The organism is Streptomyces sp. NPDC107575 (assembly GCF_055657265.1).
The window spans coordinates 1,398,782-1,420,386 of sequence record NZ_JBVKBG010000002.1; the positions used below are offsets into that span (position 1 = coordinate 1,398,782).

Here is a 21,605-nt window from a genome sequence, read left to right on the forward strand (position 1 = left end):
GTCACCTTCACGGAGCATCCAATGATCACAGGACTGGACCGGACCGCGGTCGCCGCATGCGTCAAGCGCGTGGTGCTCGCCGAGTCACGCCTGCCCCTGCAGCCCGCCGACATCGATGACCACGAACTGCTCAACGGGGAGGTCCTGCACGTCAATTCGCTCGGGTTCGTCGGCATGCTGGTGCAGCTGGAGGACGAGCTGGACATCGTGCTGCCCGACGATCTGTTCGTCGGGCGCACCTTCCGCTCCGTCAACGATCTGATCGAGGTCGTGCTGCTCGGGGCGGAGGCCGCCCGATGACCGTCACGCAACCACCCACCACGTGGCGCAGTGTCCTGCCACACCTCGACGAACGGCTGCCGCCGGACCGCACCCCCGAACACGCGGGCGCCGACGGCGTCCAGGTCAACCTGCCGATGGAGCTGGTGCGCCAGAGTGTCCTGCACAAGGAGCACTGGGACATTCCCGCCGAGGTCGTTGAGGCGTACAGGGCCTTCCGGCCCACACCCCTGTGGCGGGCCAAGGGTTTCGAGCGGGCCGTCGGGGCGCGCGTGCCGATCTACGTCAAGTACGAGGGCGGCAACATATCCGGCAGCCACAAGCTCAACACCGCTCTCGCGCAGGCCTACTACTACGCGAAGGCCGGCGTGAAGGAGCTTGTCAGCGGCACCGGTGCCGGTCAGTGGGGCACCGCTCTCGCGGCCGCCTGCGCCATGTTCGGCATGAAGTGCACCGTCTTCATGGTGGGCAACAGCTTGCGGCGCAAGCCCTACCGGGGGACGCTCATGCGCACCCTCGGCGCCACTGTGCACGCAAGCCCCAGTCCGCTCACCGAGGTGGCGGCCCAGAGCGAGGCCGGTGTCAACAGCCTGTCCCTGGCCATCGGCGAGGCGGTGGAGTACGCCGCTCGCACGGAGGGCGCCGCGTTCTGCATAGGCAGCGGGGAGACGTACAGCATCCTGCACCAGTCGGTGATCGGGCTGGAGGCCGCAGACCAACTTGCCTCCCAGGAGGCGGAGTTCGATGCCGTGGTCGGGTGCGTGGGTGCCGGTTCCAACTTCGGCGGGATAGCGCTGCCGTTCTTCGCCGCGGCGTCCGCCGCGGGGGCCGAGCCACCGCTGCTGCTCGCCGCGGAGTCGAGCACCACACCCAAGCTGACCCGCGGCACGTACGCCTACGACCGCACGGACGCCACCGGCACGGGGCCGATGGAGGCCATGTACACCATCGGCAGCTCCTATCCGATTCCCGACTCGCACTCGGCCGGGCTGCGCTTCCACGGCGCCGCGAAGGTGCTGTCGGCCATGCGCCACCGCGATCAGATAGCCGCGACGGCCGTCGGCCAGGTCGACGCGCTCGACGCCGGACGCCTGTTCACGCGGAGCGAGATGGTGCTGCCGGCACCGGAGTCGGGGCACGCGCTGGCCGCCGCCGCACGGCTGGCCGCCGGGGGAGCGGAGGGGAACAACGGTCCGCTGCGCTCCGACAAGGGCGTCCTCGTGTGCGTCAGCGGCCACGGCTACCTGGATCTGGGGGCCTACCAGCAGCTGCTGGACGGCGAGTTGAGCGATGTCGCCCCCGACCCCGGGGAACTGCGCCGTGCCATGACCGACCTGCAGCCGGCGGGCGCGCTCACCGGGGTCGGAGCGAGCCATGAGCGCTGACCCGCCAATCGACACCGATCGCTCGATCGCCACGGACTGCCGTCTGTTCGACTGCGTGCAGGTCAACCTGGCGATCCTCGCGGACCGGTGGCACGGCGAAGGCACCCACCTCAACCTCGGCTCCGTCCTGCGTTTCCGCCCCGTGCCAGGGCCGACGGGACTGCCCACGGTGGAGCGGTCCGTCACTGTGCAGCTCCGCGAGGCGGCACCGTTGTTGGGGCTCGAGGAGCTCGGCCAGGAGCGCACCCGGGCGGGCGAGCCGCCCGAGCCCGCCCCCGGCCGCTACATCGTGTCCGACGCCTACCACCTGCCGTGGGTCCCGTACGCCGGGCAGCGCCACATGGAACACAGCTTCCTGTTGGAGCCGCACGCGGACGGCGCCGTGGTCGTGGACGGCTACCACAACGAGACACCATGGGGCAGCGCCAGGCCCCTCACACGCTCCTTGGACCGCACCGAAATCGCCTCGGCCGTACCCGAGGCCGCGACCGTCGTCACCTTCGCACCCGCGCAGCTGGCTCCTGTCACACCCACCACGGTCATCGACCTGGCGGACGACGCGGCCGTCGACGCCTATGTGGCCGCGTATGCCGAGCACCCCGACCGTGTCGCCGCCTTCGACCGGCTCACTCTGGAGATGTGGCTGCTTGCCCGCTCCCGCCGGCTGCACGCGGCCTTCCTCGGCGGGCCCGCAGGCCTTGGCGACAACCCGACGAGGGATGCGCACGTGGCCGCATGGGAGGCTCTCGCCGAGAGCGTCTACGTCGGCTACCGCAGGGTCGCCCGCGGCCGCGCGGAACCGGCGGAGACCTTCGCTCGGCTCGCCGCCCAACTGCGTCGGGACCGTGAGGTGTTCGGGGGCGCTGCGACACACCACGTGCCCGGTGGCGAGAGCGCCACCGTGGTGGTGCCCGCATCGCTGCGCAGGCGCGTCGCCGACATCGTCGGCGCGGCGCTCGCCGTGAACGCCGCGGACGTGCTGGGCGCCCACTCTCTGGCAGAACTGCCGGGATTCACGTCCTTCCGCGTCGTCGACATCATCGAGCGCCTGGAGCGCGAGCTGTCCGTGGAGTGCGCCGCCGACGACCTCGTTCCGGAGAACCTCCACCACCTCGACGGCATCGCCCGCGTCCTCGTGCGCGCCACACACACCGCACCGCAGTCCGCGCCCGCCCGCACCGGAGGGAACTGATGTCCGCCCACCCAGAACTTCTGCACCACCTCCTCGACCGCGCGGCCGCTGCCACGCCCGAGGCATCCGCCGTGACCAGCGGCGACGACAGCCTCACCTACCGGGAGCTCGACGCGGCCGCACGCCGGCTCGCCGCGTGGCTGCGGGCCCAGGGGCTGAGCCGTGGCGACCGTCTCGTGGCGTGCGCGGCCGGCTCCGTCGTCCAGCCCGCCCTGGTGTACGCCGCCGCACGGGCCGGGGTGATCTTCTCCCTGTTGCACGAGCAGGTGCGCGGCGTCCAGCTCGAGCACGTACTCGACGACTGCGAACCCGCCCTGCTCGTCACCGACGATGCCGCCGCGATGGAATCCGCCCACCGGCGCGCCGTAGCCACGCACACCACCGCGACCCTGTCCGCCGTGGCCTTCGCCGCGGGCCCCGTGCCCGAGGTGGCGGAGCCCGGCACGATCGCCGTCGATCCCGTGTGCCTCATCTACACGTCAGGCACGACCTCGTTGCCCAAGGCCGTCGTCACGACCCACCAGCAACTCCTCTTCTCCGCGGGGGCCATTCAGAGCGTCCTCGGCTACCGGCCGGACGACGTCGTGTACAGCCCGCTGCCGCTCTCCTTCGACTACGGCCTCTACCAGCTGTTCGTGTCGACTCTGGCCGGTGCCCACGTCGTGCTCGGCCGCCCCGCCGAGGTCGGGCCCGGGCTCGTCAACAACCTGGTGCGGGCCGGTGCGACCGTACTCGCCGCGGTGCCCTCCGTGGCCGAGGCGCTGGCCCGGCTGCTGCGCCGAGCCCGCCGACAGGATCCGCCGCCGCTGCGGCTGCTGACCAATACCGGGGCCGCGATGCCCGCCGAAACGCTGCGCACTCTGCGTGCCTGCCTGCCCGAGCTGCGCGTGCAGCTGATGTTCGGGCTCACCGAGTGCAAGCGTGCCACGATCATGCCGCCCGACGGCGACCTGGAGCGGCCCGGTTCGAGCGGCCGTGCCCTGCCGGGCACCGAGGTCTTCGTCGTCGACGGCGAGGGCCGCCGGCTCACCCCCGGAGAGATCGGCGAGATCGTGGTGCGGGGACCCAATGTGATGGCGGGCTACTGGCGCCGCCCCGAGCTCACCGCGCAGCGCTTCCCCCGCGTCGAGGGACTCCTCCCTCAGCTCAACACGGGCGACTACGGGTGGGTCGACGAAGAGGGCTACCTCTACTTCGACGGCCGTCGCGACGACATCTACAAGGAGAACGGCTTCCGCGTCAGCGCCACCGAGGTCGAAGCGGCTGCTCGCCGGGTGCCCGGTGTCACCGCGGCGGCGGTGCTGCCGCCGCACCACCCCGCCCCGGCCCTGCTGTTCGTCGTGGGCGAGTGCTCCGCGGGCGAGGTGCTGTCCGGCATGCGGGAGGAGATCGAGGAGTTCAAGATCCCCCGGCACTGCCTGCTGCTCGACGCGCTCCCGCTGACCGGCAACGGCAAGGTCGACCGGAAGGCGCTGGCCGCCCTGACCGAGGAGGCCACACGTGTACGCACCCGCTGAAGCGGCCGCACCGGCCGTGTCGCTGCCCCCGCACACCCTGGACCGGATCCCCACCCCGGCCTACGTCTACGACCTGGCCGAAGTGCGGCGCAACCGGCAGGCATTGAGTGAGGCGCTGCCTGTCGGCAGCGACGTGTACTACTCCCTCAAGGCCAACGCGCACCCGTCCCTGCTGCGCGTGCTGCGGGAACAGGGAACGAGCCCCGAAGTGTGCTCGAGCGGCGAACTCGACGCGGCACTCGAGGCCGGCTGGCCCGCCGCCGACGTGCTCTACACCGGCCCCGGCAAACGGGACGAGGAGATCGACAAGGCGCTGCGCGTCGGAGTGCGCCTCTTCTCGGTGGACTCCCCGCATGCCATCGAGCAGCTGGACCGGATCGCGGGACGGCTCGACGCTGCCGCACAGTGCCTGTTGAGGATCAACGACGACCAGCCCGTGCCGGGACAGGGCCTCGCGATGACCGGCGTGGCTTCCCAGTTCGGAGCCGACACGCAGTGGGTGCTCCAGGAGCCGGCCAGGTTCGCCGGACGGTCGCACGCCGAACTCGTGGGCCTGCACCTGTACATGGGCTCGAACCTGGTGGAACCCGAGGCGCTGGTCGGGCAGTTCGCACGCTCCCTGCGGACCGCGAAGACCCTGCGTGCGGCCCTTGCCGCGCACGGCGCGCGGCTGCGCGTCCTGGACCTCGGCGGCGGGTTCGGTGCTCCCTTCGCGAGCGCCGGCGAGCGGATCGACCTCAGCGGACTGCGCCCAGGGCTCACCGCACTGCTCGACGAGGAGCTGCCGGACCGGCACACCGACGGCACCCGCATCGTGTTCGAGTCGGGCCGGTATCTGGTGGGAACCGCGGGCACCCTGCTGACCTCGGTGCTCGACGTGAAGCGCTCGCACGGCAAGGACGTCGTGGTCCTGGAGTCCGGCATCAACCACCTCGGCGGCATGTCAGGGATGCGCCGCCTGCCGCCGCTCAACCCGCAGCTCGTGTCGGCGGCCACGGGCCCCGCCGCCCCGCGCTCGGACACCCTCGACGCCCTGGTCAGCGGCCCGCTGTGCACCCCCCTCGACACCTGGTCACGGTCGGCACACCTGCCCGAACTGCGCCCCGGCGACGTACTGGCCGTACCCAATGTCGGCGCCTATGGACTGAGCGCGAGCCTCGTCGCTTTCCTCGGGCACCCGCTGCCCCTGGAGGCCGTCGTCGACGGCGACCTGCCCGACACCGACCCCGAGATCACCCGGCTCCACCTGACTCGCACCCCCACCCCGGCCGTGGCCGGCACCACCCTTGGAGAGACATGATGGACCCCCGATTCACCGATGCGCTCGTGCCGTTCCTGAAGTTCCTCGACGGCCAGGAGATCGAGCCCGAGGCGTCCCTGCGGTCGTACGGACTCGACTCCATGCAGGCCATTGAGCTGCTGTTCGCCCTGGAGGACGCGTTCGAGGTGACGCTCCCCGACGACGCCATGAACGACGCCACCTTCGCCTCCGCGGGCAGTCTGTGGGCGGCCGTGTCCGCGGCGGTCGAGGCGCAGGGCAGCCTGAGCGACACCTCCCGGGCGGCGGCATGAGCACGACCGCGCTGCTCGCCCCGCCCCCGGCCGCCCTGACAGTGAGCGGACGTGTCGAAGAGGTCGCCGCCGTGGCCGCCGAGCACCTCGACCGGCACGAGCGGGATGCCACCTTCCCGGTGGAGGCACTGTCCCGGATGCGCACCAGCGGCCTGTTGGGGCTGCTCGTGCCCGAGGAGTACGGCGGGCTCGGCGGCACGCCCGCCGACGTGACACGGGCGGGCACCGCCCTCGCCCGCGTCGACCTGTCCGTGGCAATGATCTTCGTCATGCACTGCCAACAGGTCGCCGCACTGGTGCGGTTCGGCAATCGGCGACTGAGCGAGGAACTGCTCCCGGAGATCGCCGCAGGCCGGCAGTACCTGGCCTCGGTCACCACCGAGTCCGGCACGGGCGGACACCTGCTGACCTCGCAGACGGCGCTCGCCGCACAGGCGGACGGACTGGCCCTCGACCGGTTCGCGCCGATCGTCACCGGCGGTGAACATGCCGACGGCTTCCTCGTCACCATGCAGAGCCCCGGGGCCACCTCACCGCACCAGGTCTCCCTCATCTACGCCCACCGGGACCAGCTGGAGATCGAGCGGTCGGGGGACTGGCAGCCACTGGGCATGCGCTCCAGCCACAGCGTCGCACTCCGTCTCTCCGGAACGGTCCCCGCGCACCAGGTGGTGGGTGAGCACGGCGACTTCCGCACGATCGTGACCACCGTGTTCGGCCCCATGGCCCACCTGGGCTGGTCGGCCTGCTGGCTGGGCACCGCGGCCGGCGCGCTCTCCCGCGTCGTCAAGCTGCTGCGTGCCCCGCGCGGCAGAGGCCGGGCGGACCTCGACTCGGAACTGCTGCTCACCAGGCTCTCCCGGGCCAGGCAGCGGATCGACACCGTGCACGCCCTGCTGGAACACACCCGCACCGCCGTCGCCGACGCCCCCGACGTGAGCGCCCCTCGTGTCCAACTGCTTCTCAACGGGCTGAAGATCACCGCAGCCGAGGAGTGCTACCGGGCCGTCGACGACCTCGTGGACGCCGTGGGCATGCGCCACGGCTATCTCAAGGACTCGCCCACCCGGCTCGAGCAGAGCCTGCGCGACCTGCGCTCGGCGGCCCTCAACTACAGCAACGACCGCCTCCACCTCGTGGACGGCAAGCTCGCCCTGCTGGATTCCGAGGTGCGTCTTGACTGACCGTCAGGTGCAGGCGAGTGTCCGACTTCTGTCCCCACCGCCCGAACGGACGGAACCTGCCACCGTCCTCGGCTCCCTTCCCGATCGCCCTTCGGCCGCGCTTGTCTGGGAGGCCTGCGGTGCGGCCGGGCTGATCGAAGGCCTCTACGGCCGGGCGGGGCACGTCGTCCCCGGCCGGCTGGCCGAACTGCTCGCCGCTGTCGACGCTCGCGGCGACAACGGCGTGACGCTGAGCGTGCTGGTCCAGGCGGCGAGCGCCCTGCCGGTGCTGGCCGCGGGCGCGCCGGACAGCGGAACCGTCCGCGCGGCACTTGCGCACGTCATGACCGGCGCCGCGAGCCTCGCGCTCGCCGCCACGGATCGCGCCGCGGCAGGCTCCGACCTCGCCGACCTGGGTACGGAAGTGACGATCGGGCCGGACGAACTGGTGCTGAACGGCGGCAAGCGGTGGATCACCACCGCATGCGCGGCCCGGTACCTCCTCGTTCTCGCCCGGCACCGCCCCGGCCGCCACTTCACCAGCTTCACGTGGGTGCTGGTGCCGGCCGACGCACCCGGCGTCCGGATCGCCAGGGCCGACACGGACCTGCTGGCCGGCGCCGACACCGGGCACATCGAGTTCACGGACGTCCGGCTCGCGCCGGACCACCTGGTGGGCCGCCCCGGGCGCGGCATGGTCGCCTTCGCCCAGCACATGGGCACCGAACGGCTCGCGGGCGCCCTGTGGGCGGTGGCCCTGACGAGCCGGGTGCTCGCGGACACCAAGGAACGGCTGACCCGGCGCCACGTGGACGGCCGACCGCTGTGGCACAACCCTTCCGTGCGCCAGCGCTTCGCTGCCTGCCTCGTCCAGGTCGGACAGCTCAACGCTCTGTGCGCCGGCCTGGGAGACCGGGTCGCCGGGCACCACGACCTCGCCGCGGCGGCTGTGCTGAAGTCCGCCGTCGGCCTGATCGTCGACCCCGTCCTGGCTGTCTGCGCCCAACTCCAGGGAGCCGACGGGATGTTGCGAGACGGAGTTCAGCGCATCCGCAGCGAAGCCGCCGTGTTCGCGATCGGTGGCGGCGTGAGCGAGCTGGTACTCGACACGGTCGCCGATCACGCGGACTCGCTCCTCGCGGAGCTGCGCACATGACGTCACTCATCACCCGGGCGGCCCCCGACGTATGGGTGGCGACCGGCGGGCTCGGAGCGTGGGCCCGGCAAGAGGCGCACCCCGACGACCTGGCCATGACGGCAGCCCTGTCCCAGCGGCGGGCAGCCGAATTCCTCGCCGGTCGCGCCCTGCTGCGCCACCTGCTGCGCCGCACGGTGCCCGAGCGGGCCGGAGCGCCGATCCGGGCCGACGCCCACGGACGGCCCGTCGTCGCAGGCGACCCAGGGACGGGCGTCAGCGTCTCGCACGACGGCCCGGCGCTTGCGGTCGCGGTCGGCCGTCGACGGAGCGTGGGCGTCGACATCCAACGCCCTCTGGACGACGTGCCGGACGGGCTCCTGCGCCGCTGCCTCGGGCCGTACGCCCAGGAGATCCGCCCGCTGCCCGAGCGCCAGCGAGCCCTCGAACTCGCCTGGGTGTGGACCGCCCAGGAGGCCTGCGTCAAGGCCGCGGGCACCGGCCTGCCCGGCAGCCCCTGGTCGATCGACATCGCGCCGGGCCACTGTGCGGGCCAGTGGCAGAGGTTTCATTGGATCAGCCTGCGCGACCGCTCCCGCACGCCCCTGAGCTGCGCCTTCTCAGATCCCGACGACGACCTGGAGGCCACGTGTTCCTGACCGGCGCCCCGGACACCATGCCGGACCTCAGCTGCTACACGACCAACCTGCTCGCCCACCTCACCCCGGACGTCCCCGAAGTCCGCCGCCGGCTCGCCAGCGGAGTCCGTCTCGCCGTCCGCACCGATCTGCCCACCGGCGAACTGGCCTTCTCCCACCACTCTCGTATCGACAGGACAGCCGACGGCCGACAGCTCGGCTACGCCGGCGCGCGGGACTGGCCGACGACGCGCAAGGCCCTGCACGCCGCGTTGCGGCGCGACGGAAAGGTCCTGGCCGTCGGCAACACCAGGCATCTGCCCTGGGCGCCGTCGCGAGGGCAGGCGGACGCCCCGCACTGGGTGGTGATCAGGGAGCGGCACAACGGCCGGTGGCTGGTGGCCGATCACTTCTCGGCCCTGACCCCGTTCGGCGACCAGGAGCCCTACCTGGGGTGGATCGCCGACAGCGAACTCGCCATCGTCCTGGCGCCCTGGACCCGGCCGCCCGGGGAAGTCGTCCGCCGCGACGCGCTCGCACTCGGCGAGGAGATCCCCGTGCCACCGGCCGACCACTACCGCTGGCTGGACTGGGTGCCCGCGCCCGAGCGCCGCAACGTCACGCCAGGGCGTGGGAGTTGGACCCTCGACCTCGAGGTGTCCTTGCTGCGGATCTCCGAAGTGCTGCGCGCGGAACCGCTCGCCGTGGCCCGTCATGTGGACGACCTGTGGGCTGCTGCCCGCCACCACACCTTCAAGCTCGCCTTCGACGTGGCGGACGGAACCACCCACCCCGAACCGGCCGCCGCCGCGACGGCGGCCTGGGACGAGCTGCCGCGGGCGCTGCGGTTCGCCGCCCAGTCCACCGCGCGCGGCCGGCCACGCCCGGGCGCGATCGAGCGCTCCATCGAACAACTCCTCACCGCACTGCGGGACGTGACCGCATCCGACAAGGAATGAGACTCCCATGAGCAGGCCGATCGCCCTCATAGCCGAAGCACTGGCACCTGCCGCCGTCGACGCCCTGGGCCACGACCTCGACATTCGGTACTGCGACGGCTCGGACCGCCGCGATGTGCTGGCGGCCGTCGCGGACGCCGACGCGATCCTCATCCGTTCGGCCACCCAGGTGGACGCCGAACTACTGGCCGCGGCCACTCGGCTGAAGGTGGTCGCGCGCGCAGGAGTGGGACTCGACAACGTCGACGTGTCCGCCGCCACCGAGGCCGGTGTCCTCGTGGTCAACGCCGCGCACGCCAACGTCGTCAGTGCCGCCGAGCTCGCCTGCGGCCTGCTGATCGCCACGGCCCGCAACATCCCGCAGGCCGGCCAGGCGCTGAAGAACGGCGAATGGAACCGTGCCAAGTACGGCGGGGTCGAGCTCGCACACAAGACGCTGGGCGTGCTCGGCCTCGGCCGCATAGGCGCACTGGTCGCGGAGCGCATGGCGGCGTTCGGCATGCACGTGATCGCCCATGATCCCTACGTGTCTCCTGAACGCGCTGTCCAACTCGGCGTGGAGATAGTGCCGTTGGACGCCCTGCTCGCGACGAGTGACTTCCTCACCGTGCACCTGCCCAGGACACCGGAGACGCTCGGCCTGGTCGGGGCGCGGGAACTGGGCCAGGTGAAGGAGGGGGTACGTCTGGTCAACGCCGCCCGCGGTGGCATCGTCGACGAGCAGGCCCTGTACGCCGCGTTGGTCGAGGGGCGCGTGGCGGCCGCGGGCCTGGACGTGTACGCGCGGGAACCCTGCACGGACTCGCCGCTCCTCGCCCTCGACCAGGTGATCTGCACCCCGCACCTGGGTGCGTCGACACGCGAGGCACAGGACCGCGCAGGTGTCTCGGTCGCCCGGTCGGTGCGCCGCGCTCTCGATGGCGCCCAGGTGCCGGACGCGGTCAACGAGGTCTGGTGGCACGGGGCCGACGTCGCCGGGGCGCGGACACCGGTCGGGTCCCGGGCCGCATGAATCCGCGCCAACCCGGGGGCCGGATCACGTAGCCGGCCCCCGGGGGAATCCCGCGTCCTACACCACGGCGGTGGTCACGTCGGCGGTGAACACCACCTGGTCGCTCTGCGTCAGCGTGATCCGGACGACCTGTGTCCCGTCCCGCCTCTCGGCCCCGACGGTGAGGAGTTCCGCGTCGATGTGGCACGGCGCGTCGAACTCGGTGTAGCGGATGAACCGCGTCGTCATGCCCACCACGGAAGCTCTTTGGGGGGACCGGGCAAGGGCCGCCTGCCGGGCAGCCTCGAGCAGGAGCATCCCGGGCGCGTGGTCGACCGGGTGGTCGAAGAGGAGGGGGTGCCCGAGGTCCGTCCGCAGCTGCCAGGGGTGCGGACCTGCCTCGGGCGCTGCCGAGAGCACCACGTCCGCGCCGTTCTCCCGGCCGACGAGGCCCGGATCGACCGGCGGACCGGGTGGCAGTGCGCGGGCATGGGCCGCAGCCATGTCGCCGTGGTCCCCGCGCAGTCGTTGGTAGACGGCGGGCGACTGGTTGTTGAACTTGGTTCTGACGTACGCCGCCGGCAGCCCCTGCCACGACGCCTCCACCGTCATCGTCATGCCCCCGACGCGGGCGCCGCGGCGCAGGACCTCGGAACATGTGACGTCCAGCCGCATGCTCAACGGAGTGTCCGCCCCGGCGAGCAGCGCGGGTTCGACGGCGAAGTGCAGGTCCTCCCACGCCTGCCGGAAACCGAACGGTGCGTCGTAGGCGGAGTGGCAGAGCAGCGGTATCGACTGGCGGACGCACTCGACGAGTATGAGCGCGTCACGGGAGCCATGCGCTCCCGCGTAGAACCGATGGTGGGCCGGCCATCGCGCGGAGATGGCGAAGCGGTCGGCGTCGACCTGCTGCCAGTCGCTGAGCAGCACCTCGGTCGGGTCCAGCTTGTGCACCTCGGCCGCGGACACGGGTTGCGCGGCGAGCGTTGTCGCAGATGTTCTGGGCAGCGTGCTGAGCATGTTGTCCCCCATCAGGACGTGCGGAACGAACGAGTGTGGGGCCCCCGGGATCCGGTGGGTCGCCCCGCAGGCAGCAACATAAAGAGTGTTCGGTTTTTTGGGAAGGGAAGGTGCAATGGGCACCGACCCTGCCCCGCGGGGCAGGGGGTGGCTGGGAGCGCGCGAGCCTGCGGAAATGCTCAGGTGTGACGCTTGCCGCTCTGTAGGCGGTGACATAACATAGAGAGCGTTACGTTTGTGGAGAGTGAGAAACCGTGGCCGAACCCAAGCAAGAACGAGCGGTGCAGACCCGCAAGGCGATCCTCCGTGCGGCGGCCGAGGCCTTCGACGAGTACGGCTACGCGGGTGCCAGTATCAACCTGATCCTGAAGCGGGCGGGGCTCACCACCGGAGCCCTGTATTTCCACTTCGACTCGAAGGAGGATCTGGCCCGTGCGGTGATGAACGCGCAACCCGAGCTGATCGTCCCCCAGTTGCATTCCGAGGGGCTCCAGCGGCTTGTCGACATCACCCTCATGTGGTCCCACATGCTCCAGATCGACCCGCTGCTGAGGGCCGGCGTGCGTCTGACGGGGGAGCAGGCGGCCATGGGAACCCGGGACGTGACGCCCTACCGCTCGTGGGCGGGCGTGATGACCGACTGCCTGCGGGATGCCAAGGACTCCGGCGAACTGCAGGCGGGTGTCCTGCCGGACGAGCTGGGTGAGTTCATCACCGAGGCATGCACCGGCATGCAGATGTACTCCGCCGTGGCCAGCGGACGTGAGGACCTGACCGAACGCACCCTGCGCATGTGGCGGTTGCTGCTGCCCGGTGTGGCGGTCCCCGCGATCATCTCCCGCACCGAGATCACGCACGAACGCCTGAAGCGCCTCATGAACTGAGGGTGGCCAGCTAGGTGGACGGCGCACTTCTGCCCGGCGCCCCGCTCCCGAGGACTCCCTCGTGCGAGGGCGCCGAGAGTCGATCCACCTCTGGCCTACATGGGTTCGGACAGGTTGCTTCGCAGGCGATTCGACTGCCGGCCCGAGCCGTGCATGGGGCCTGGCCCACGACGACTACGACCTGATCGCGTTGCCGGCGCAGCCGTCAGCCCCCGAGCTGCCTGGCGGCGTTCTCGGTCTTCGAGAGAAGGCCCCCGGCGAGCAGGTTGTTGGCATCCACGTTCAGCAACCCGCCGCTGCTGGGTGGAGCGACGTTGTTGGCGATGGTGTCGGCGTCGCCCGCCAGCTGAGCGGGGGTCGTTTTGATGTCGTCCATCGCATTGCTGTCGTTCGGGAGCGGAGTGTCAGCCGGCAGGTCAATGTCGGCCACGACGTCCGGGCCGTCGACCGGGTCGGTGTCGGCGCTGGCGGCGACAGCCCCGCCGAGCACGGCGGTCGCGGCAAGTGCGGCACTGGCGAACACGGATCGCATGCGCATGCGGTTCTCCTTCGGCGGGCTCCAGATGATCAACCTGTAATCGCCTCAACCGAACGCAAGGTCACGGAAGACGTACGAGAGTCACCCGAACGGGACGCCCGTTCCCGCCGCAACTGCTTTCCGGCGCAGCGTCGTGAACCGGGCGTTCCGTCCTGGTGGCCCGAACGTACCTCTGACCTGTGACGATCCACCAAGACCCTGTCCGAGAAAGGGCCTTGAGGTCAAAGTTGCATCTGACTTACCATTTCCGGCGCGCAGGGGAGCGCCGCTGCGCTGCTCGATCCCCAGACCCCGGATCGGTGACTGAAGCCATTGAGCCGGCTGGAGCTGCATCGCCGACAAACGCGGCTCCGGCCGCTCCGCCGCGGCTGCGGTTCTCGGGGCGAACCTCCCGCACGCTCCTGGAACGCATGCCGCTGGGCGGAGCTGTGAGGCCGCGCGAGAAGGGGAGCCGCGCGGTCTCGCCGGCGGCCCTCGCTGATGTTCCTGGCGATTCCCGGCGGGGGCCGTTGTCGGCAGTCTTCCACCAGTGGGTGCCCGATACGCCGGATCGGGCGAAAGCTCGGAGCTGCGGTGGCATTGACCGTCACGAACCCGCCATCGAGGAAGTGAGTGGGGAGGCACGCCGGTGCTGCACCGGCTCATCGCCATGACGCTAGGGGAACCGGCACACGTTCAGCGGGCCAGCAACCGGCGATCCTCAGTGCTCCGCCGCCGCACCCCTGGATCTGCGGCGAGTTCCCGAGTGCCCGTTATTCGGGGAACGGGCCCCGCACGGATACTCCTCCGTCAAGGACGATCTGCTGCCCCGTGACGTAGCGGGCCGCGTCCGAGGCCAGGTAGACGGCCGACGCGGCCATTTCCTCCGGCGTTCCGTAGCGCCCGGCCGGAATCTCCGGGACCCAGTCACCGGCGGACTCGACCTGGTTGACCGCGGTGTTGATGGCTCCGCCGGCGACGACGTTCATCCGGATGCCGTCGGCCGCGTACTCGGCGGCAACCGTGCGGGCCAGGCTGTAAAGGCCGGCCTTCGCGGCGCCGTATCCGGCCTGCTTCGGTGCGGCCATGAACCCGGCGACCGAGCCGATGCTGACGATGGTCCCGCCCGTGCCCTGTTCCAGGAACAGCCGGAGTACGCGCTGTACGGCGCGCACCACGTAGCGCAGGTTCACCTCGTAGACGGTGTCCCAGTCCTCGTCCCTCATCTCGTGGAGCTTGACCGCGGGTACGAACGCGACCTGCCCGCCGACCACCGTGACCAGAGTGTCCAGACCGCCGAGCCGCTCGGCGGCGCCGGTGACCAGGTCGTCGAGCTGCTCACGCGAGCGGACGTCGCCGCTGAGCGCGTGGGCCGAGTGTCCGGCCTTCCGTGCCTCCTCCGCGGCCTCGGTCGCCCGCTCGGCGTCCACGTCGGCCACGACCACGTGCGCCCCGGCGGCGGCGTAGGCGCGGACGATCGCGCGGCCGATGCCCTCACCGCCGCCCCCCAAAATCAGCGCGCGTGTGCCGTCGAGTCTGCCGCTCACCTCGGTCATGTCCCCTCCGAACTCGTCGAGTTGACCAAGACTAGTCACGGCGAACTCCCGAGCGCCCAGCACTTTCGGTCTCCCCGGAGGGGCGAAGCGGTCCGCTCGCAGGCGGTTTCGTGCTGGGGCGGCGTTCGGAAGGTTCGGTCCGGCTATGCGGCTTGGGTGAGTTCGGCGCGGCCGAACAACAGCGCGTAGCCGGAGGGGAGTTGGCGCAGGATGCGGGTGACGAGGTCGGGGCCGGCGTAGGCCGCGACGGCGGAGAAGACCGAACCGGTGTCCCAGCGGGTGGTGGCCAGGGAGGCGCCGGTGTGGGCGGCGAGCTCCTTGACGAAGGCCCAGCCGCCCAGCGGCTGGAGGGCGGGCATCTGGGCGGTGAGGATGCGGGCGGCTTCCAGGGGGAGGCAGGCGGCGAGGTCGACGCGTTCGTCGCCGGTCAGTTGGCGTCCCAGCCCGGCGAGCACGAGGCGGACGGCTTCCTCGGCCTTCTCGCGGGTGGGGTACGCGCCGTCGTAGCGGACCTTCTCCAGCATGTGTTCGTACGCCTCACCGTAGGACTGCTGAAGCGGTCTGCTCTGGTGGGTCATCACTGCGGGGGTGCCTTTCTGTGGCTGTCGCCACGGTCGTGGTGGCCCGTACGTACATGGCCACCGGGGCTCAGGTCGGTCGGGGGCGGCCGAAGAGGAGGTCGTACCCGGCGGGGAGTTGGAGCAGGATCTCGTCGAGGAGGTCGTCTCCGGCGGCGTCGGCGGCCGTGGACAGCACGGCGCCGACATCCCACGTGGCGGTCTGTTCCGTCGCGCCCTCGATCCAGGCCGCGGTCGCGCGCACGAACCGCTCCGGGGAGAGGGGCTCGGCGCTCTGCAGCGGGTTGAGGAGGATCAGGGCGAAGCCTTCCGGCAGCCGCGCCGCCAGTTGGGCTCGCACCTCACCGACCAGATGTGCGCCCAGCAGGGCGAGCACCACGCGGGCCGCGCGCTCGGCTTCCTGAAGGGTGGCGTACTCGCCGCGTTCCTTGACGTGGTCGAGGAACGCCTCGCGTCGCATCGTCACCGTGGCTGTCACCCCTTCCCAAGGGCCGGGCGGCTGCCGCGGCCCGCAGGCCTTCCTCGATCCGCGGGGGCGCGGAGGACGGGCGAGGGGGAGATCAGGTACCCGTCCTCCGCCGCTGTCGACGCTCGCCGATCCGGGTCAGTGCTCGCCGATCCGGGTCAGTGCTCGCCGATCCGGGTCAGTGCTCGCCGATCCGGGGCAATGCTCGCCGGGCGGGCTCAGTGCTCCCGGTCCGGCTCAGCCGGAGATCTCCTTGTGGCCGGACCCGCTGCCGATGGAGATCTTGCGGGGCTTGGCGCGCTCGGCGATCGGGATGCGCAGGGTGAGCACACCTGCGTCGTAGTCGGCCTGGATGCGCTCGGTGTCCAGCGTGTCGGCGAGCACGATCTGGCGGGAGAAGACGCCCAGCGGCCGCTCCGACAGCTCCACCTGCACGTCCTCGGACTTCGTCACGGGGCGGCGCTCGACCTTGACGGTCAGCATGTTCCGCTCGACGTCGATGTCGATCGCCTCGACGGTGACGCCGGGGATGTCGAAGGCCACCACGTACTGGTCACCCTCGCGATAGGCGTCCATCGGCATCGGGGACGGCCTCGACCAGGTGCCCGGTTCCATCAGCTGCTGCGTCAGCCGGTCCAGCTCACGGAAGGGGTCAGTGCGCATCAACATCGTGAGAACACCTCCAGCGGTTCGGGCAGTTGCTGCCAATGCGCTTCACTGACACCGTTGTAGCATGTCGTCCAATGGATGACAAACACTGTGTCGTCGCATGGATGACATGCCCGATGGCCTGCTGGACAACTGACCAGACGGCCGACCAGCCGACCAACCAAGGGAGGTGCCCATGACCCCGGCCGACCCGTCGGCATCGTCGAGTGCCGACGCACCGAGCCCGACGTCGTTCCTCGCCGCCGCAGCAGCCCTCGAAGCGATCGACGACGCGCTGCACACCGCCGGGCGCGCGGACCCGGGCGGTGCCGAGCCGCACGACGTCGGCGCGGCTCAGGCCCTGGCCTCTCTGCTGCTGTTGCGGCAGGTCCGCGAGCAGCTCGCCGGATGGGAGACCGGGCTGATCGAAACGGCCCGCGAAGCGGGTGCCAGCTGGGCCGATCTCGCGCACCCTCTCGGCGTCGCCAGCCGCCAGGCAGCCGAGCGCCGCTACCTGCGAGGGCAGCCCGGCCCCGCCGGAACCACCGGCGAACAACGCGTCCAGGCCACCCGCGAGCGCCGCGCCGCCGAGCGCACCACCGCCACCTGGGCCCGGCGCCACGCGGCCGACCTGCGCCGCATCGCCGGCCAGATCACGGCCCTCACCGACCTGCCGACGACGGCCCGCAAACCGCTCGGCCGGCTCCACGAGGCCCTCGCCGACAACGACCCCGCCGCGCTCATCCGCCCCCTCAACGCCACCCGCCCCCACCTCACTCCCGGCCACGCCGACCTCGCCGCGCAGCTCGATGCCCTGACGAAGTCCGCCTCCGCGACAGACCCGGACGGCCCCTAGCGTCCGCGGGCGGTCGCGCCGGTGCCGACCGGACACCGCGCCCGGCGTACGGGGGCAAGGGCGCCACCCCGCTCCGGTGATCCGTCGTGTTGTCCCGCATCCATCCGGGGCGCCGCGTCGCCGCATGACTTCGGACTTCGACGGCTGTGCACCACGACGCGGTGCGAAGAGCGCCGCGCGCCGTGGGCACGCCGCGCTAGTCGACGGTGAGCACGATCTTGCCGCGGATGTGCCCCTGGGCGGCTCGCTCGTGGGCGGCTCGTGCGTCCGCCAGCGTGAACGTGCTGTCGATCGCGACGCGGACCGTGCCCGCGTCGAGCAGGCGTCCCAGCTGGGCGAGCTGCGCGCCGTTCGACCGGACCTGGGCAGTGGAGACCGTGACGTCCAGCTTCGCGACGTCGTCTGGGTCGAAGTCCCCGGGGAATACCTGGAATTGGGCGCCGCCGCGCTTGATCGTAGGCAGGAAGCGACTGCTGTGGGGGCCGCCGACGGTGTCCAGGACGAGGTCGACGTCGCGTACGAGTTCCTCGGGACGGCTCTTGGTGTAGTCGATGAACCGGTCGGCGCCGAGGTCCTTCAGGAACGGTTCATGCCCGCCGGATGCCACCGCGATGACCTGCGCGCCCTGCCACTTGGCGAGCTGCACGGCGAAGTGCCCGACGCCGCCCGCTGCCCCGTTGATGAGCACCGTCGTGCCGGCGTCGAGCGCCCTCGGGCGATGCCGCGCCTCCTGGAAGGGGGAAGGGTGATCGTGACCGACGTCGATCAGGAACTGCCACGCGGTGAGGCCGGCCATGGGTGCCCCGGCGGCGTGCACGTGGTCGATGCCGGCCGGTTTGACGGCGAGGTCGGAGGCGGGAGCGGCGACGTACTCGGCGTAGGTGCTGCCGTTGAAGCTGGGAAAGCGCAGGAGGCCGAAGACCTCGTCGCCCACGGAGAGGCCGTCCACGTCCGGGGCGACGGCCTCGACCACACCCGACACGTCCGTCCCCGGAATCACCGGAAGCGTGACCGTCGAGTCCGGTTCGCCGGGGATCGTGGTCAGCCCGCCACGCAGGTACCAGTCCGGAGGGTTGACGCCGATGGCGTGTACGCGGACGAGCACCTCACCCGGACCCGGCTCGGGAATCGGCACCTCGTCGTAGCGCAGAACCTCGGGGCCGCCGTGCTCATGGAGCCGGACCGCCCGCATCGTGTGTGTCGGCATCTTCTTCCCCTGCCTGGACTGCGGGATACGCTGATGTGGATCGGCGGTCCACATAAGTGAACCACTGATCCGAATATATGGACCACTGATCCGGATAGTCAAGAGGGACACATGCGGGCCGACGCCAGGAAGAACCGCGACCAGCTGCTCGCCGTAGCGGGCGCCGCCATCAGCGAGGAGGGCGTCGACGTGTCACTGCGCGACATCGCTCGCAGGGCGGACGTCGGGCTCGCCACGCTGCTGCGGCACTTCCCGACGCGCGAGGCCCTGCTCGACGCCCTGCTGCGCACGAGCTTCGACGAGCTGACGGCCAAGGCGGACGAGCTGGAGAGGGAGAGCGACCCCCGCGACGCCCTCGTCTCGTGGCTGCGCGACTGTGTCGCGTGGACGACGGAGTACCGGGGTGTGACCGTGCTGATGGCCGCGGCCATCGAGGACACCGAATCCGCGCTCCACGCCTCGTGCGTCACCCTGCGCGCAGCCGGCGCACGACTCCTCACGCGCGCCCAGGCCGTGGGCGCGGCCCGCACGGACATCGACGGCACCGATCTGTTCGCGCTGGTGGCTGCCCTCGCGTGGCTCGGCGACCAGCCTGCGCTGGCGCCCCGTGCGGACCATCTGTTCGATGTGGTCGCGAGCGCGATTCTGGCCGATGGGGAGAGCGGCAGTGCCGAGGCGGAGCGCCGCCCTGCGGGTCGCTGAACTGGTCGCGCACGACGCACTGTTTCCACAGCGCCGGCACTCACCGGGTCCCCGGTGGGTGGCACGAGGTTCTGTACCTCTGGCAAGGACGTGGCACGCATGTGCGCCTGCCAGAGCGATTCCTTCGGGTGGGTCGTCATCGGGGCTGACTCCGAGGCGGGACGCGGCCAAGGTGAAGCAGTCCGGCGTGGGCTTGGCGTTTTCGACATCGCTGCCATAGCCCCGAACTACGGGACGAGGACGCCCCGCTGCCGAAAAGCGGGACTCGACGAACCCACGGTCGCCGGAAGTCACGATCTACTACGGGCTGCCGGACAGAACCTGCAGCAGCAGGACTCCGTCCACGTCGAAGAGCACAGCAGAGATGGTCATCCGGGCATGCCACCAGGTTCGACAGAACCGGGACCGACCGAGTGTTGAGAACTCGCCCACTTCTCCCAGTTGCTGCGCGGGCTGTTGGCCAGTCGTGCGTATCGGCGCCGTGTGGCGGATGTACTGATTCCGAGGGCACGGGCGAGGCGCTGGGGCGGGCCGCCGCCGTCCGAGTGGGCGCGGATCGCCGCGTCGTCTATCGCGCGGAGGCGGTCATGGAGGCGTCGGGTCCCCAGGAGTGCGGCAGCCCAGTCGGCAGGCTTGGGTGGTGGTGTGCCGGGGTCGCGGGAATTGACGCGGGTGCGCAGCATGCCCAGGGCCCATAGATGACTGTCCAGGACTTCGGCCATGATCTCGGCGTCTGCGCCGAGGGCTTCGACTTCTGCCGCGGTCAGGCTGATGGTGATCTGGAGGCCGGAGCCCGATTGATCGTCGCCGGGATGGCAGGTAACGCTCATGGGTCTGCTCCTGAACGCATGGTGGGGCTCCTCCAAGTCCGGTGATGGAGAGGGGTGTCAGGGGAGGACGCGGGCGAAGGAGCCGAGGGCTGTCAGGGCATCGGGCCCGACGGGCGCGAGGACTACGCTGGTCGCGCCGGCCGTGTGGCGGGCGGTGATCGCCGCGCGGGCCTGGTCGGGTGTTCCGGCGATGCTGAGTTCGCGGACCCAGGCGGCGGGCATGGTCCGGGCGAACTCCTGGGCGTTGGAACAGGCGGCACGGTGGGCGCGCAGTTCGGCGGCGAAGGGCAGTGGGTCGATGTGGGCCGCCCAGCCCGGCTCGCCGATTGCCTGCAGGCCGGCACGGACGCGAGCGAGGGCGGCTTCCTCGTCGTCGTCGACGGCTGCGGCGTCATAGGTGATGATCTCCCGGGTTCTTGAGGCGGCTGCGGGCCCCAGGTGGCGCAAGGAGGCGGTGATGTAGGCGGGGGCGGCGGGCTCGGCCAGAAGGAGCCCGTCGGCCACCTCGCCCGCGGCTTGCTGTGACCGGGGGCCGCGGACGCCCAGGACAACCGGTGGGACGGCCTCGGCGTCGGGGGTTTCGGTGAGGACGACGCCTTCGCAGTGCACGAAGCGGCCGTTCCTGGGCCCAGGCTTGCCCCGCAAGAGCAGTTGCAGCGCGGTGGTGTACTCCTTGAGGAGCGTCAGGGGGCTGTCGGGCCAGGAGCCGGCCTGGCGCATCCAGTCGGGCATGCCGTGGCCGATCCCGGCGATGAGGCGGCCGGGATGGAGCTGGGCGAGGGTGGCCAACTCCATCGCGGCGAAGCACACGTTGCGTGCGCCTGCGGGCAGAATGCCGATGCCGACCGTGATGTTCGCGGTGCCGACCAGGACGGATGCGGCCTGAGCGATGCCGCCGCGCCGGCCGAGGTCCTCCACCACCCAGAGCTGATCGAAGCCCAACTGTTCGGCTCGCCGAGCGTAGGACAGCACCTCGGGGGAGGGCAGGTCCAGGGGCAGCAGGACACCGACACGGCCGCGGGCAGGTCGGGCGTGAGGATCAGGCATCGGGCTCCTTCAGCGAGGGCCGGGTTTCCCTGCCGCCCCTCGCGGGCTGGGGTTGTACGGCACGGTGTCAGGGACCGTGCCGTACAAGCGGTTGGCGCGCAAGGGGCCGCACGGAGGCCGACCAAGACGTCGTGGCGCCTACCAGTAGGTGCGCGTGATCTCTTCAGGCAGGTGCCCTCGGCGCTCCCGCTCTTGGAAGATCGCCGATGCCGTGAGCAGGAAGGCGTGACGGAACTGCGTGTCGGGGGCGGGGTTTTCGACATTCCCGACACCCCTGTTGAGGGTCATGTCGCCGAGAGGCTGTCCCTCTGGAGTGCAGGGGCGGGCACTTGCCCCTTCCGGGTCGATCAGGACGTGTCCGGTGGCTCCGGCTGCGGTTTCCCAGACGTATACGGATCCTGCTTCGAGGGACATGGTCTTTCTGCATGACAGTGATGCCGTCACGTGAATCTCCGCTACGAGT

General features: G+C 71.0%; 23 protein-coding genes and 1 pseudogene. 14 read left to right on the plus strand and 10 right to left on the minus strand.

The window, feature by feature from the left end; genetic code table 11:
* The first annotated feature begins 21 nt into the window (after nucleotides 1-21).
* The 11 genes and pseudogenes from ACZ7L4_RS12985 to ACZ7L4_RS13035 all read left to right on the plus strand — a co-directional run.
* Nucleotides 22-300 carry an acyl carrier protein gene (locus ACZ7L4_RS12985; protein WP_472101859.1) on the plus strand — a complete coding sequence of 93 codons (279 nt, stop codon included), beginning with the start codon at nucleotides 22-24 and terminating at the stop codon, nucleotides 298-300.
* A complete protein-coding gene (locus ACZ7L4_RS12990) occupies nucleotides 297-1,664 on the plus strand; it encodes a TrpB-like pyridoxal phosphate-dependent enzyme (RefSeq protein WP_472101861.1) in 1,368 nt (455 codons plus the stop codon). The genes ACZ7L4_RS12985 and ACZ7L4_RS12990 overlap by 4 nt, the downstream gene beginning before the upstream one ends.
* Complete coding sequence (locus tag ACZ7L4_RS12995) at nucleotides 1,654-2,856, plus strand: acyl carrier protein (RefSeq protein ID WP_472101863.1); 1,203 nt, start codon at nucleotides 1,654-1,656, stop codon at nucleotides 2,854-2,856. Before ACZ7L4_RS12990 ends, ACZ7L4_RS12995 begins: the two co-directional genes overlap by 11 nt.
* The gene (locus tag ACZ7L4_RS13000; RefSeq protein WP_472101865.1) at nucleotides 2,856-4,373 is read left to right on the plus strand and encodes a class I adenylate-forming enzyme family protein; all 1,518 of its coding nucleotides are present in this window, start codon (nucleotides 2,856-2,858) and stop codon (nucleotides 4,371-4,373) included. The genes ACZ7L4_RS12995 and ACZ7L4_RS13000 overlap by 1 nt, the downstream gene beginning before the upstream one ends.
* On the plus strand, nucleotides 4,357-5,673 hold the full coding sequence (locus tag ACZ7L4_RS13005) for a type III PLP-dependent enzyme domain-containing protein (RefSeq protein ID WP_472101867.1): 1,317 nt from the start codon (nucleotides 4,357-4,359) through the stop codon (nucleotides 5,671-5,673). The genes ACZ7L4_RS13000 and ACZ7L4_RS13005 overlap by 17 nt, the downstream gene beginning before the upstream one ends.
* Nucleotides 5,670-5,945: an acyl carrier protein gene (locus ACZ7L4_RS13010; RefSeq protein ID WP_472101869.1), complete on the plus strand. Its 276-nt coding sequence runs from the start codon at nucleotides 5,670-5,672 to the stop codon at nucleotides 5,943-5,945. The genes ACZ7L4_RS13005 and ACZ7L4_RS13010 overlap by 4 nt, the downstream gene beginning before the upstream one ends.
* A complete protein-coding gene (locus ACZ7L4_RS13015) occupies nucleotides 5,942-7,129 on the plus strand; it encodes an acyl-CoA dehydrogenase family protein (protein ID WP_472101871.1) in 1,188 nt (395 codons plus the stop codon). The genes ACZ7L4_RS13010 and ACZ7L4_RS13015 overlap by 4 nt, the downstream gene beginning before the upstream one ends.
* On the plus strand, nucleotides 7,122-8,264 hold the full coding sequence (locus ACZ7L4_RS13020; RefSeq protein ID WP_472101873.1) for an acyl-CoA dehydrogenase family protein: 1,143 nt from the start codon (nucleotides 7,122-7,124) through the stop codon (nucleotides 8,262-8,264). The genes ACZ7L4_RS13015 and ACZ7L4_RS13020 overlap by 8 nt, the downstream gene beginning before the upstream one ends.
* Nucleotides 8,261-8,902: a 4'-phosphopantetheinyl transferase family protein gene (locus tag ACZ7L4_RS13025; RefSeq protein WP_472101875.1), complete on the plus strand. Its 642-nt coding sequence runs from the start codon at nucleotides 8,261-8,263 to the stop codon at nucleotides 8,900-8,902. The genes ACZ7L4_RS13020 and ACZ7L4_RS13025 overlap by 4 nt, the downstream gene beginning before the upstream one ends.
* Nucleotides 8,893-9,840 carry a hypothetical protein gene (locus tag ACZ7L4_RS13030; protein ID WP_472101877.1) on the plus strand — a complete coding sequence of 316 codons (948 nt, stop codon included), beginning with the start codon at nucleotides 8,893-8,895 and terminating at the stop codon, nucleotides 9,838-9,840. The genes ACZ7L4_RS13025 and ACZ7L4_RS13030 overlap by 10 nt, the downstream gene beginning before the upstream one ends.
* Nucleotides 9,841-9,847: 7 nt before the next feature.
* A pseudogene (locus ACZ7L4_RS13035) lies at nucleotides 9,848-10,786 on the plus strand (hydroxyacid dehydrogenase); the annotation flags it as partial.
* 123 nt (nucleotides 10,787-10,909) lie between these two features.
* Here the strand turns inward: ACZ7L4_RS13035 and ACZ7L4_RS13040 are convergent.
* Nucleotides 10,910-11,851 carry a ScbA/BarX family gamma-butyrolactone biosynthesis protein gene (locus ACZ7L4_RS13040; protein WP_472101879.1) on the minus strand — a complete coding sequence of 314 codons (942 nt, stop codon included), beginning with the start codon at nucleotides 11,849-11,851 and terminating at the stop codon, nucleotides 10,910-10,912.
* Nucleotides 11,852-12,105: 254 nt separating this feature from the next.
* Between ACZ7L4_RS13040 and ACZ7L4_RS13045 the strand changes: the two genes are divergently transcribed.
* Nucleotides 12,106-12,735, plus strand: a complete 630-nt coding sequence (locus ACZ7L4_RS13045) for a ScbR family autoregulator-binding transcription factor (protein ID WP_472101881.1) — start codon at nucleotides 12,106-12,108, stop codon at nucleotides 12,733-12,735.
* Nucleotides 12,736-12,940: 205 nt separating this feature from the next.
* On the opposite strand, the gene ACZ7L4_RS13050 is transcribed toward ACZ7L4_RS13045, so the two are convergent.
* The 5 genes from ACZ7L4_RS13050 to ACZ7L4_RS13070 form a co-directional block, all read right to left on the minus strand.
* Nucleotides 12,941-13,273: a hypothetical protein gene (locus ACZ7L4_RS13050; protein ID WP_472101883.1), complete on the minus strand. Its 333-nt coding sequence runs from the start codon at nucleotides 13,271-13,273 to the stop codon at nucleotides 12,941-12,943.
* A gap of 752 nt (nucleotides 13,274-14,025) precedes the next feature.
* A complete protein-coding gene (locus ACZ7L4_RS13055) occupies nucleotides 14,026-14,847 on the minus strand; it encodes an SDR family NAD(P)-dependent oxidoreductase (RefSeq protein ID WP_472101885.1) in 822 nt (273 codons plus the stop codon).
* Nucleotides 14,848-14,951: 104 nt separating this feature from the next.
* Nucleotides 14,952-15,386, minus strand: coding sequence for a DUF2267 domain-containing protein (locus ACZ7L4_RS13060; protein ID WP_472101887.1), 435 nt, complete (start codon nucleotides 15,384-15,386; stop codon nucleotides 14,952-14,954).
* A gap of 70 nt (nucleotides 15,387-15,456) precedes the next feature.
* A complete protein-coding gene (locus ACZ7L4_RS13065) occupies nucleotides 15,457-15,852 on the minus strand; it encodes a DUF2267 domain-containing protein (protein WP_472101889.1) in 396 nt (131 codons plus the stop codon).
* A 237-nt stretch (nucleotides 15,853-16,089) separates the two neighbouring features.
* Entirely contained in the window at nucleotides 16,090-16,521 is a 432-nt protein-coding gene (locus tag ACZ7L4_RS13070) for an Hsp20/alpha crystallin family protein (RefSeq protein WP_472101891.1), read from the minus strand.
* 175 nt (nucleotides 16,522-16,696) lie between these two features.
* On the opposite strand from ACZ7L4_RS13070, the gene ACZ7L4_RS13075 reads away from it, so the two are divergent.
* On the plus strand, nucleotides 16,697-17,356 hold the full coding sequence (locus ACZ7L4_RS13075) for a type III effector protein (RefSeq protein WP_472101893.1): 660 nt from the start codon (nucleotides 16,697-16,699) through the stop codon (nucleotides 17,354-17,356).
* A gap of 196 nt (nucleotides 17,357-17,552) precedes the next feature.
* On the opposite strand, the gene ACZ7L4_RS13080 is transcribed toward ACZ7L4_RS13075, so the two are convergent.
* On the minus strand, nucleotides 17,553-18,563 hold the full coding sequence (locus ACZ7L4_RS13080; protein ID WP_472101895.1) for an NADP-dependent oxidoreductase: 1,011 nt from the start codon (nucleotides 18,561-18,563) through the stop codon (nucleotides 17,553-17,555).
* Nucleotides 18,564-18,674: 111 nt separating this feature from the next.
* On the opposite strand from ACZ7L4_RS13080, the gene ACZ7L4_RS13085 reads away from it, so the two are divergent.
* Nucleotides 18,675-19,265: a TetR/AcrR family transcriptional regulator gene (locus ACZ7L4_RS13085; protein ID WP_472101897.1), complete on the plus strand. Its 591-nt coding sequence runs from the start codon at nucleotides 18,675-18,677 to the stop codon at nucleotides 19,263-19,265.
* Between the two features lie 368 nt (nucleotides 19,266-19,633).
* On the opposite strand, the gene ACZ7L4_RS13090 is transcribed toward ACZ7L4_RS13085, so the two are convergent.
* From ACZ7L4_RS13090 to ACZ7L4_RS13100, 3 genes are all read right to left on the minus strand, one after another.
* Complete coding sequence (locus tag ACZ7L4_RS13090; protein ID WP_472101899.1) at nucleotides 19,634-20,095, minus strand: AsnC family protein; 462 nt, start codon at nucleotides 20,093-20,095, stop codon at nucleotides 19,634-19,636.
* A gap of 57 nt (nucleotides 20,096-20,152) precedes the next feature.
* Nucleotides 20,153-21,142: an LLM class flavin-dependent oxidoreductase gene (locus ACZ7L4_RS13095; RefSeq protein WP_472101901.1), complete on the minus strand. Its 990-nt coding sequence runs from the start codon at nucleotides 21,140-21,142 to the stop codon at nucleotides 20,153-20,155.
* A 138-nt stretch (nucleotides 21,143-21,280) separates the two neighbouring features.
* Complete coding sequence (locus tag ACZ7L4_RS13100; protein WP_472101903.1) at nucleotides 21,281-21,430, minus strand: hypothetical protein; 150 nt, start codon at nucleotides 21,428-21,430, stop codon at nucleotides 21,281-21,283.
* Nucleotides 21,431-21,605: the final 175 nt, after the last annotated feature.